Here is an 11,482-nt window from a genome sequence, read left to right as displayed (position 1 = left end):
ATAATGACGGCGCTTGACTGCCGTAAAGTTATAAAAATTATATCGATGTTGCAATAAAAGGTTTCGTTATGTATAATTACCTTATGAATGAAACAACTATAACGCATCACGAAAAACCGAAAAAAGGCCAGCAACTTACACAGAAAGAGAGGGTGCTGGAATTAGTTAAAAGCGGAAAAGCGGATAATGTTGCCGAAATAAGCGGGATCTTAAAGATTTCCAAGATGAGCGTTTATAGATATGTCCGCGCTTTGATACGAGATAATGATATTTCTAAAACGTTTAATAAACTTTATCCTTACGCTCATAACGTTCCGGATATTAAACATACCGACTCATATCCAAAATGCGGCGTTTGTCTTAAACATATTGCAGATGAAAGGCTCACTATTACGGTTATTTGGAAGAACGGTAAAAAATTTGAATTTTGCTGTACTCACTGCGCTATTATGGGAATATTACATCTTATCGGTGACTTAGATTCCGTAAGTTCCATAATGGGAAGGGATTTTATTTATGGAAATCCGTTAGATTTAAGGAATGCTTTTCTTTTGTTTAAAACGGATATAATCCCCTGCTGCTCCCCGCCTATCCTTGTTTTTGCGAAACAGGATGATGCCGAAAAGTTCCAAAAAGGATTCGGCGGAGCAATCAAATCATTCGAAGATATAATGTCCCATATGAAATTCTGATAGCAGCATTATATTTAAATTTTTTTAAATAAAATATTGTTTTCTAAATGAATATGAATCATTATGTCGTCGGCAATATCCTTCAATAGTCCGTAAAGATATTTATAAGAAGCGCACGCGTCTTCCGGGACGGCATAACCGGAACTTAAAGAGCTCATCTCTTTAAGAATACGTCCGACATATTCATGGTCGTATTCCGCATCACTTATTTCTTTCTTCATGCTGTCGCCGGTTTCCCTGTTTTTCATGTGCGGAAAAAGCTCTTCTTCTTCCTTATCTAAATGAGGGATTAACGTTTCATTCATTTTAGCGAAGAGTTCCTTTATTTTGACAAGTTCCGGATGATGTTCTCCGTGAACACGGACAACCTTTTCCGTATATTCGGATGCTTCCGGAAGATGAATCCTTAAAAACGTATGATGAATATTAACTATATAATCAATCAAAAAATCTACGTCCCATTCATTTGCCCTTTGATTTAAGGCGTAATTTTTGTTGTTTTCTGTTTTTTCGTCACGTTCCTTGGCGGTGTTTAGTTCGTTAACGATAGCCTTTTCGTCGGTACCGGATTCAGTGCATGCCTCTCCTAATGTTTTATTGCCTCCGCAGCAAAAATCTAAGCCATATTTTTTGAATACCTCAATCTTTTCAGGATTTTCCGATGCGATTTCCCCTACGCTCTTTAATAACAAACTATCTGTTTTACTGTCTCCATTTAGTCTTTTTTTAGTTATTTTGACAACCCATTTAACCGGTCCGTTTTCTAAATATTCCCAGGAGAACATGTTTTTTTTCTCAGCCGAAAGTTGATAGTGCAACGGCTTCGGGTCATGATCATTTTCTATAATAAGGCTATTTCCGTTTTCAAGTTTATCCAATAATTTAAATATTGTAGGATGTTTAAGCTTAGATTCTATGGTGGTTACGTCTAATATCGTTTCCGTAGTATTTTCATCTTTTTCTGCAGCTTTTCTTGTTTCGGTTTTCATTTTTACCCTCCGTTAAGTGTTAAATCTTGTTTTATAGGTTTTATTCTTGCTTACAGTATAATTATCATAGAATTCTTATCTTTAATATATGATTTTTATCACATAAATAAAAATAAATTAGAAGATGCAGGCAGGGTAACTCGCCTATATTTAGGTCAACAATAGGATTAAGCCATATTTTTTTCTTGACAATTTATAGATTATATGGCAAAATTTAAAAAGAGCTACCAAGCAATGGGGTCTGCTTAAGCCGTTTGTGAGCATATATACCGCCAATAACCAAACGATTATTCACGGCTAATGACTTCTACATTACAAAAACGATTTGACTATATTTAAATTTTTAATGTAATGCCGGAGAGGATATTGGTCTGTAATGAATATCTATTTAAATTCAACCATATTTCAAATTTTTCAAGTTATAGTAGTTCTTGCTTTTTCCCCGTTTATTGCAGGGTTTATCAGCAAAATGGAAGAGATTTTTGAAGGCAGGAGAGGACCTTCAGTTTTTCAGCCATATTACGACCTTCATAAACTTTTTCATAAAGAGATATTGGTACCGTCCGGAGCATCGTTTATTTTTGGGTTGACTCCGTTCGTTTCTTTTGTTGCGATGGTACTTATCACCCTTCTTCTTCCGGTTTTGACTATCTATCCGCTTCCGTTGGGATTTATGGGCGATATGCTTGCGGGGGCTTTTCTTTTCTCTCTTTCATCTTTTTTTATAAATTTAGCATCTCTTGATTTGGGTACGAGCTACGGGGGATTGGGTTCTTCACGCGCCACGCTTCTTGCCATTCTTTCCGAACCTACGCTTATACTTGTATTCGTCGGCGTTGCGTTGATAGCTAAATCTACTCTGCCGTATGTAATGTTGCATGTCATAGTATCGTCGATGCCTCTTTACTTTAGTTCCTCCCATTTTTTAATTATAGCTGCTTTTTTTATGTTATTTTTGGCGGATACGGATAGGAGACCGATTAACGCTTCCACGCATGTCGAGATGAGCATGATTGAAGAAGCAAGGATCTTAGAATACTCCGGTCCCTATTTGGCTTTTTTAAAATGGTCGGGATACATGAAGCAATTCTTACTTTTAGTTATTTTTTTGAACGTGTTGGTTTTTCCGTGGGGTTTATCCGTTAATCACAGCCCGATTGGCCTTATTATTGCCGTAGTCAGTCTTATTATAAAGATGCTAATCGTAGGGTTCATAGCAGCGGTTATAGATACGGCTATTTCAAGATTAAGGTTCTTCAGGTACCAAGAATACTTTTCCGCCGCATTCGTTTTGGGCGTTCTTGCTATAATGACGTTTCAATATAAGGGTTTTTAAACTTTTTTAGGGAGTAGGAAGATGCTGGGTTATACAATGCCTATTTATGTTTATGTCATTGAGAGTCTTTTGGTCGCATTGATTCTTTTATCGTCTTTTGCGATGCTGAGTTCAAGATGGGTCTCTTTTTATATCCATTCTTATGCTTTTCAATCATTTTTGATATTTATTTTAACATTAGTCCTGGGAATAGAATCGAAGAATATAAACCTTTATCTCGTTGCATTTTTAACGTTGTTTATCAGGACGATTATAGTGCCATATATGCTTTTAAAAATGATTAAAAAATTCAACATTAAAGAAGAGGTAAAGCTTAGCGTAAAAATTCCGCTTTCCATTATCTCGGGACTTTTATTGACGGTTTTTGCATATTTTTTGATATACAGGTTGATTTCTCCTTTTTCGCCGAAAATAGTCGTTAACGCTTCTTCCATTGCCTTAAGCCTTGTATTTATCGGTTTTTTTATGATTATTTCAAGGTTTACTACGATAACGCATATACTTGGAATACTTATTATAGAAAACGGAATATTTCTTTTATCCGTTGTTGTCGTTCCGACGCTTCCGATAATCGTGGAGTTAGTCGTATTATTCGATATCTTGGTTACCTTGGTAGCAATGTTAATTTTGTCGATGTTCATGAAGATGCAAACGGGGTCTTTTTCTACGGCTATGCTAAAAAGACTTGTTGGGTAATATAATTAATATAACAATATATAAATAATATGGATATGCAAATTTTTATTATTGCATTTTTAACAATTCCGTTGCTTGCGTCATTAGCCCCTTTTATCGTAAGAAATAAAAGGTTTGCCGAATATGCAAGCTTGGTATCGTCTTCTTTGGTTTTAATCGGTTCGTCGATTATTCTTTATCTTTCCGTAAGTCTGAAGACCATTTCTATTTTTAACAAAGCGATAGTCATAGATGAATTCGGCGCTTACATAATACTGTTAGTCGGCATAGTATATTTTTTATCGTCGATGTATGGAATTTCATATATGAGGCTTGCGATAGAAGACGAAAAAATGACGGATAAAGAGCTTGGCAGGTATTACCTTTTCTTAAATCTCTTTGCCTTAACAATGCTTATCGCTCCGATGATTAACAATATGGCAATCTATCTGATAGATATAGAGCTTACTACTATTACAAGTGCTTTTTTAGTTGTTACGGAGATCACGGAAAAGTCGATAGAAGCCGCATGGAAATATATAGTGGTTGTTTCCGTCGGGCTTTCGCTTGCCCTTTTGGGAACAATTTTGTTTTATCTTTCCGGAAATATTCCCGGAAGCGCGCACATAGTTTCCTCTTTAGATTGGACCGTCTTAAGTTCTCATGCCGCTTATCTTAACAAAGACATAGTAAGGTTTGCCTTTGTTTTGATAGTGATAGGTTTTGGTACAAAAGTAGGGTTATCTCCGATGCATACGTGGCTTCCCGATGCCCATTCCGAGGCTCCATCTCCCGTTTCGAGCATGCTTTCCGCATCCCTTTTAAACACAGCGATGTACGGCATAATGAGGTATTTTAGCATTGCGGGAAAGGATGTCGGGTTCGGCTATCCAAAGGCGATAATGATTGTCATAGGTGTTTTCACGATATTTACCGGAGTAATGGGAATTATCAATCAAAAATCAACTAAAAGACTTTTTGCATATTCGAGTATAGAACATATGGGAATAATCAGTTTAGGGTTCGGTTTGGGAGGACTGTTCGGAACTTTCGGTGCCCTTTTACAGATGCTTAGCCATAGTCTTGCAAAACCGATAATGTTTTTCGGTTCCGGAAATTTGCTGCATAAGTATAAAACTAAGGATATTAGAAAAATTAAGGGTGTTTTTTATGTTATGCCGAAGACGGCATTTCTATTTTCCATAGGAGTGCTTGCATTAATAGGAGCCCCGCCTTCCGTAACCTTTATAAGTGAGTTTTTGATTATACTTCAAAGTTTAAAAAACGGCTATTATATAGTAACAATCATACTCGTAAGCCTTTTGGTAGCGGCATTTGTGGGTCTGCTGGCAAAAGTCGGCTCAATCGTTTTCGGAAAAGCCGATGATGATCCGGATATTCAAAAGGGTGATTTTGGACCCTTGTCTATTTTGCCGATGGCTTTGCCGCTTGTAGTATTGATAATTTTAGGGTTTTATATACCGGCAAACCTACATCATTTATTAATAGGGATTACACATGTTATTAGAAAATAAAAAATGCAAACGATATATATATGTCATTTCCGTCTGTGCGAGAATTATGTGCCGCTAAAGCGTCGCTGTGTTTTTATTGGTTTCTATCGGTAATTTTGAGGAATATAAGGAGTCAAAAGTGCAAAAAAGGTTTCTCGGGGATTACGAATTTATTTGGGGTCCCGTAAGAAAGGGCGTTAGTGAATCTATCCTGTATGAATTTTTGTCATCAGGGGAAGAACTTCATGATTTAAATATAACGTTCGGATATAAAAAAAGGAATACCAAAAGCGTTCTTGCCGAAAAAAACAATTTATATGAACAAATCCAGACCGTAGAAAGAATATCGGGGCTTCACGCCTTTAGCGCATCGCTTAGTTACTGCCTCAGTGCCGAAGATTCATTGGGACTTAAGGGTGAAATACATGAAAATCTGCAACTTTTGCGTATGTTTTTTGCCGAAGCGGAGAGGATTAGAAATCATATAGAAAATTTATCCGAAATAACGGAAGCTACCTACATTCAGGTGCCTTCAGCTTTATATGCTTATTATGCCGAGATGCTGAAGCAGTTATTCTTGAAATTTTTAAATTCCCGTTATTTGATGGGTATTAATGCGATAGGCGGGTTTATGAAAAGATTATCCTTGGACGATGTAAAATTTATTTTAGGTTCCATTAAATCTATCGTGTATGACGTTAAAGAGGTTATCAGGAAAAATATAGAGACAAAATCTCATATAGATAGGCTAAAAACCACCGGAAAAATAGATATGAAAGCGGCAAAGCGGTTTTGCTCAAAGGGTGTCGTTGCGAAGAGCGCAGGAATAGACATGGATTTAAGAAAGGTAAAGCCCTATCTCTTATACGGAGATATAAAGTTAAAAAACGTCGAATTGCATGACGGAGATGGTTTTTCAAGATATATGGTAAGGATAGAGGAAATTACCCAGTCGCTTTGCATACTTGAATATTGTACGAAAATGCTTAAAGAAAATAAATTTGATAATACCTCTAATTATCGCATGAATCGGCTGGATTTGGACAAAATTATTATGGATTCTATGAAAAAGGGTAATACGAGAAAACATGGTTTCGGCTATGCGGAATCCTCCGAGGGTTCGATCTTTTGCTATGTGAAGGATTTTGACGGACATATTTTTAAAAAAATAAACTTGAGATATCCGTTTGAAAGTAATTATAAATTATTTACACACGGGGTCAAAAATACGATGATGATGGATTTTAACATTAATGAGGCAACCTATAACTTTTCGGTAGCCGCGGTAGATAAATAAATTTTAATTAAGTATAAATATTATATTTAAGGTGCGGTAATGGCTTTTTTTTGGACATATAACGGATTAAAATTCGGAATAAAATCTGTAAAATTCCCAAAGAAAAATGATTTTTACGACGGTTTTATCTCGTCTATTAACTTTGACGAAAATAAATGTCTTAATTCTAAGGGTTTGGCGAATCTATCGGAAAAAAACGGTGATTTGAAATGCATGGAGTGCGAATCGGTTTGTCCGACCGGGGCGATTAGCTTGCATGATATATATAATAATTCAGGCGGCGAAGGGAAGACGTCAAGGAAGTCGAGCGGCGCGCTTGATGCAAATAGATGTATTTTCTGCGGCTTATGCGTAGATACATGCAGTGATATTGCGAGTGCGATAAATTACGGTAAGGATCTCAATTTTTATGCATCACCCTTTCCCGGTAACGATAGAGGGAATATTTTTAAAAGATCGTTATTCGTAAAGCATATAGATACAGGGTCTTGCGGGGCATGCGAATCGGAAATTAATGCGTTAAGCAATCCTTATTATAATATACACAGGCTTGGCATTTTCATAACGCCGAGTCCTCGGTTTGCCGATGTCTTATTGGTTACCGGGGCTTACACGAAAAAGATGTCCGATATATTTTTTAATGTTTTAGAAAATATTCCGAGGCCGAGATATATAGTTTTAATGGGTTCTTGTTCTCTGTTCGGCGGGATATTTAAAAACGGCTCAAAAGACGGTAATGACGGATTACTATTCAATAATAAAATGAAAAAACTTTTCAAGGAAGACAATGTCGTCGCTTTGCCTCACTGTCCGCCCAATCCGTTTGAAATCTTAAATGTCTTATTACTAATTAAAAAAGGTGATTTTAAATGAATTTAAGTTTGTTTATAGTAAATCCTTTAAATTATTATTATCTGTTCTTAATTTTTTCTATAGCAGGTATATCTATTTCATTTTTAGGATTGCTTTCTAAAAAGATTAAAAACGGCTTCGTCTTTTCGAACATTCTTTATATGGCGGCATCCCTTTCGGTGGTTTCATTTTCTATAACCGCATTTTTTAAAGGCGGAAATTTCTTGAAGCAGACGCTTTATCTCGGCAGTTTTTTTCCTGCCGGCAAGGTAATTTTAAGGTTTGATACCCTTAGCGACTTTTTTTTAATGTTTTTATTCGGGGTATTGTTTTATATCTCTTTATATCAGATAAAATATGTTAAAAGTTTGGGGTCGGAGATAAACAGGGCATTGTTTGCATTTTTGTACGGGATAATGCTCGTAAGCGTTTATTTTGTCATTGCTTCATTTAATGGTTTTGTATTTATGATTTTTTGGGAGATAATGGCTATATCCTCATTTTTCTTAGTAATGACTAAACATTACATAAAAGGAACGACAAGGGCGGCATTCTTAATGGCGGTAATTACCGAAATAGGTGCAATGCTGATAGTGGTCGGGCTGATGATTCTATATTTGTATTCAAATAATTTTGACCTCAACGCATTGAGTAATATAGTGATACCGGGTTATTTAAAGGAAATAGTCTTCATCCTATTCCTATTTGGATTTGGAGCAAAGATGGGGATCGTTCCTCTACATATCTGGCTTCCGGAGGCTCATCCTGCATCTCCTTCCGGGGTATCAGGGGTTTTAAGCGGAGTACTTACATCATGCGGGGTTTACGGAATAATGCGATTTGGACTTTACGTTCTTCACCCGGCGGGCACTGCCTTAATGCTAGGGACTATTACCTTGATCATTGCCGCCTTTACAATGTTTTTAGGGGTGCTGTATATGTCTCAAACTCATGATATAAAAGTATTGCTCTCTTACTCTACCGTCGATAATATGGGTCTTATATTAACCGGCATAGGAGCATCTTTGTATTATAAGTATTACGGGCTATACGGACTTTCTGCCCTTGCATTGATAGCTTCCCTATATGCCCTTATAAACCATGCTTTTTTTAAAAGTTTATTATTTATGGGCGCCGGCAATATCGAACATGAGACCGGAAGTCATGATATGGACGATTTCGGCGGCATTTTGAAAAGAATGCCGATTACCGGGATACTTGTATTTATAGGAATACTTTCGGCGGCAGGAGTTCCGCCTCTTAACGGTTTTGCATCGGAATGGCTTAATCTTGAGATGATTTTTTTAGGTTTTCACATAAGCAGTATTTTACCGAGAATACTTCTTTTCGGCACAGGCTCTATTTTAGCCTTGAGTTCTGCCGTAGCAATATCTAATTATGTAAAATTATACGGATTGACTTTTATAGGTTTGCCGAGGGGCGAGAAAACAAAAAAGGCGAAAGAGGTTCCGTTATCCATGAATATAGCACTATTAATTCCCGCGCTGTTGAGTATTTCTCTTGCCGGCTTCATGTTTTTATATACGCCTATTTTTGCTAAGGTATCGGAATTGATTTATCACATAAACATCGGTAAAAATATTTTGCACAATTATATATTTATACCTTATTACAGTTCATTTTCCGCATCAAGTCCTGTATATATGTTTTTTGTGTCCATAGTGCTTTTGTTTATCCTTTATATTTTATATAGGGTTATAATAAGACCTAAAAAACGTTCCATAGGTTATGCATGGACGGGCGGCAAAAATGTAATTAATCCGCATACTCAGGTTTCAACACTTGGATTTTCTAATGCGTTGAGGATAATGTTTAATCTTGTTTACAGACAGAGACTCAGGCTTCCCCATAGAAAGATCTATCCGCTTTCTTATTATCATGGAGAAGAATATTTAAAACCGGATAAAAAAAATATATCCAACCCGTTTCCTTATTCATCCTATTATCATAATTCAAGCGGCTACGGTTCTTATATATTTCCGCTTATAGAGTATTATTTATATCTTCCGCTTATAAAATTATTTGAAAAGATAAGCACTGTGACGACTGAATTGATGCAGAACGGGTCATTAAATCTATACATCTTTTATATATTTTTTGTTTTTGGGGCATCGTTTTTTATAATTGTTCTAATTCTATAAAACCTAATTTATTTAAGTAAACTATGCTTGATGAATATTTAAAAATTAAATCCGATTTAACGCAAAGTTTAGCGAAGCTGGAAGACACAGCGTCGGCAGAACACGTTAAGGTTGCAGTACGATCACTATGCACAAAGCTGAAAGCCGATGTTTTTTCATTAGTAGTCGCGGGACAATTTAAAAGGGGTAAAACCACATTTATCAATGCTTTGCTTGGCGAGGACCTCTTGCCGACTGCAGTGATTCCGCTTACTTCTATCATAACCATACTTAGATATGGGGATAATCTTCGGATTACGGCATTTTTTCAAAACGGAACTGAAAAAGAAATTCTACGTGAGAATTTATCTCTTTATATAACGGAAAAATACAATCCGAAAAACGAGAAAGGGATGGATCGGGTTGAAATTGCTTATCCATCGCGGTACCTTAAAAACGACGTTCAAATTATCGACACGCCCGGTATCGCTTCGGTGTATGAACATAATACTCAAACCACTTACAAGTATCTGCCTACCGCCGATGCGGCTATATTTATCGTAGGGGTCGAACCGCCGCTTACGCAAGCCGAGCTTCAATTTTTGCATGACGTAAAGAATATGGTCGGCAAAATATTCTTCGTGCAGAGTAAGATTGACGCCGTAAGCGAAACCGATCGAGAAGAGTCGCTCGCATTCAGCAAAAAAATAATTGAAGAAGAGGCATGTTTCGGCGATGTAATAATTTATCCTCTTTCGGGCAAAGAGGCGTTAATCGGCAAAAAGGAAGGTGATTTAAGAAAAGTAGAAAGGAGCGGTTTGCCCGACTTTGAGCGGTCACTTGAGCAGTTCCTCGTTAACGAAAAAGGAAGGGTATTAATTGAATCTACCGCCGAAAAGGCAGACAATCTTGTCGACGAGGAAATGCTCCTTGCCGAAATTGAGGAAAAATCACTTCATTTTCCCCTTAAAAAATTAGAGAATAATATTACAACCTTTAAAAATTTTATTAAAGACAGTAATCAAGAAAAGGCAGACAGCGAAAAGCTTCTCGCCGAAGAAGTCAAGGCACTTCAAAGGGATGTGCTCAAAGAAGATATTGAAAAATTAAAACAAGAAAAGACCAAACTGCTTATGGTACGGCTTGAGGAATTTGCAACCGATCACGTATCGGACGGCAATGTAAAATTTACGGAACTTATCGGTAAATTTATAGATATTCAAATAAGAGAGATATTCAGTACATGGCGAATAAGGGAGGAAAAGATTCTAAGGGAACACCTCAAAGGGATATTAGAACGATTTATACTGCGCATGAATAAAATTATCGAACAAATTGTTAATTCCTCGACTAAGCTTTTTGGAATCTCTTATCGGCAAATTCAGATGCGAGAGGCATTGCCGCCTGAAATTGAATTCAGATTTAAGACAACGGATGACCCCGGCATGTTGAGCATTACCATTGATTTAATGAGGAAGGCATTGCCGAGAGCGTTGGCGCATAAACTAATCCTTAAAGAAGCGAAGGAAAAAGCGGCTATGCTTGTAGACATGCATTGCGGTAAGGCAAGGTATGATTTTTCCCTGCGCATGGAACGGCTTATGCAAGATTATAGCTTAGATGTGATAGAGTCCGTTGATTTAATGCAAAGTAATGTTTTGAAAGCATTGGATGCAGGAATAGCATCTAAGCAAAATACCGCCATTGAGGCGGCGTCTCTTGAAAAGCGTATCCATGATAAAATTAAGATTTTAAAAGAAATCAAAAAATCCTTAAAAGATAAAACAGGAACCCGCCAAGAATAGTTTTATATAAACCGTTTACCGGTTTAAAGGCATCCAAAATACTTCCCGCAGTTTTTAAATTAATTAATTTGTTAAAAAATTTTACGGTTAAAATCATAACGTGACTTTTATCATATTTTAAATTTTTTAAAATTAATATAATAATTACAAGCATTTTTAACTAATAATCACCTATAGGAGG

General features: G+C 36.5%; 9 protein-coding genes. 8 read left to right on the top strand and 1 reads right to left on the bottom strand.

Going from position 1 to position 11,482, the window contains the following annotated elements:
• Positions 1-83 precede the first annotated feature (83 nt).
• On the top strand, positions 84-692 hold the full coding sequence (locus ACMCNP_RS04135; protein WP_419314190.1) for a hypothetical protein: 609 nt from the start codon (positions 84-86) through the stop codon (positions 690-692).
• A gap of 14 nt (positions 693-706) precedes the next feature.
• On the opposite strand, the gene ric is transcribed toward ACMCNP_RS04135, so the two are convergent.
• Positions 707-1,681: an iron-sulfur cluster repair di-iron protein gene (gene ric / locus ACMCNP_RS04130; protein WP_419314187.1), complete on the bottom strand. Its 975-nt coding sequence runs from the start codon at positions 1,679-1,681 to the stop codon at positions 707-709.
• 376 nt (positions 1,682-2,057) lie between these two features.
• On the opposite strand from ric, the gene ACMCNP_RS04125 reads away from it, so the two are divergent.
• From ACMCNP_RS04125 to ACMCNP_RS04095, 7 genes are all read left to right on the top strand, one after another.
• On the top strand, positions 2,058-3,017 hold the full coding sequence (locus tag ACMCNP_RS04125) for a respiratory chain complex I subunit 1 family protein (RefSeq protein ID WP_419314184.1): 960 nt from the start codon (positions 2,058-2,060) through the stop codon (positions 3,015-3,017).
• Positions 3,018-3,038: 21 nt separating this feature from the next.
• Positions 3,039-3,713 carry a hypothetical protein gene (locus tag ACMCNP_RS04120; RefSeq protein ID WP_419314181.1) on the top strand — a complete coding sequence of 225 codons (675 nt, stop codon included), beginning with the start codon at positions 3,039-3,041 and terminating at the stop codon, positions 3,711-3,713.
• 29 nt (positions 3,714-3,742) lie between these two features.
• Positions 3,743-5,227 carry a hydrogenase 4 subunit F gene (locus ACMCNP_RS04115; RefSeq protein ID WP_419314178.1) on the top strand — a complete coding sequence of 495 codons (1,485 nt, stop codon included), beginning with the start codon at positions 3,743-3,745 and terminating at the stop codon, positions 5,225-5,227.
• Between the two features lie 118 nt (positions 5,228-5,345).
• On the top strand, positions 5,346-6,503 hold the full coding sequence (locus ACMCNP_RS04110; protein WP_419314175.1) for an NADH-quinone oxidoreductase subunit D-related protein: 1,158 nt from the start codon (positions 5,346-5,348) through the stop codon (positions 6,501-6,503).
• A gap of 39 nt (positions 6,504-6,542) precedes the next feature.
• Entirely contained in the window at positions 6,543-7,376 is an 834-nt protein-coding gene (locus ACMCNP_RS04105) for an NADH-quinone oxidoreductase subunit B family protein (protein ID WP_419314172.1), read from the top strand.
• Positions 7,373-9,517 (top strand): proton-conducting transporter transmembrane domain-containing protein, encoded by a 2,145-nt coding sequence (locus tag ACMCNP_RS04100; RefSeq protein ID WP_419314169.1) that lies wholly within the window; start codon positions 7,373-7,375, stop codon positions 9,515-9,517. The genes ACMCNP_RS04105 and ACMCNP_RS04100 overlap by 4 nt, the downstream gene beginning before the upstream one ends.
• Positions 9,518-9,540: 23 nt before the next feature.
• Positions 9,541-11,301 (top strand): dynamin family protein, encoded by a 1,761-nt coding sequence (locus tag ACMCNP_RS04095; RefSeq protein WP_419314166.1) that lies wholly within the window; start codon positions 9,541-9,543, stop codon positions 11,299-11,301.
• Positions 11,302-11,482: the final 181 nt, after the last annotated feature.

Origin of the sequence: Candidatus Acidulodesulfobacterium sp. H_13 (assembly GCF_048541835.1) — a bacterium.
Taxonomy (GTDB): domain Bacteria; phylum SZUA-79; class SZUA-79; order Acidulodesulfobacterales; family Acidulodesulfobacteraceae; genus QIJE01.
This window is presented reverse-complemented; position numbering and strand designations above follow the sequence as displayed.

Excerpts from the sequence above, each read along its gene's own strand:
- ACMCNP_RS04095 (WP_419314166.1), top strand. The coding sequence starts at position 9,541 with ATGCTTGATGAATATTTAAAAATTAAATCCGATTTAACGCAAAGTTTA.
- ACMCNP_RS04135 (WP_419314190.1), top strand. The coding sequence starts at position 84 with ATGAATGAAACAACTATAACGCATCACGAAAAACCGAAAAAAGGCCAG.
- ACMCNP_RS04105 (WP_419314172.1), top strand. The coding sequence starts at position 6,543 with ATGGCTTTTTTTTGGACATATAACGGATTAAAATTCGGAATAAAATCT.
- ACMCNP_RS04115 (WP_419314178.1), top strand. The coding sequence starts at position 3,743 with ATGGATATGCAAATTTTTATTATTGCATTTTTAACAATTCCGTTGCTT.
- ACMCNP_RS04125 (WP_419314184.1), top strand. The coding sequence starts at position 2,058 with ATGAATATCTATTTAAATTCAACCATATTTCAAATTTTTCAAGTTATA.
- ACMCNP_RS04120 (WP_419314181.1), top strand. The coding sequence starts at position 3,039 with ATGCTGGGTTATACAATGCCTATTTATGTTTATGTCATTGAGAGTCTT.
- ACMCNP_RS04100 (WP_419314169.1), top strand. The coding sequence starts at position 7,373 with ATGAATTTAAGTTTGTTTATAGTAAATCCTTTAAATTATTATTATCTG.
- ric (WP_419314187.1), bottom strand. The coding sequence starts at position 1,681 with ATGAAAACCGAAACAAGAAAAGCTGCAGAAAAAGATGAAAATACTACG.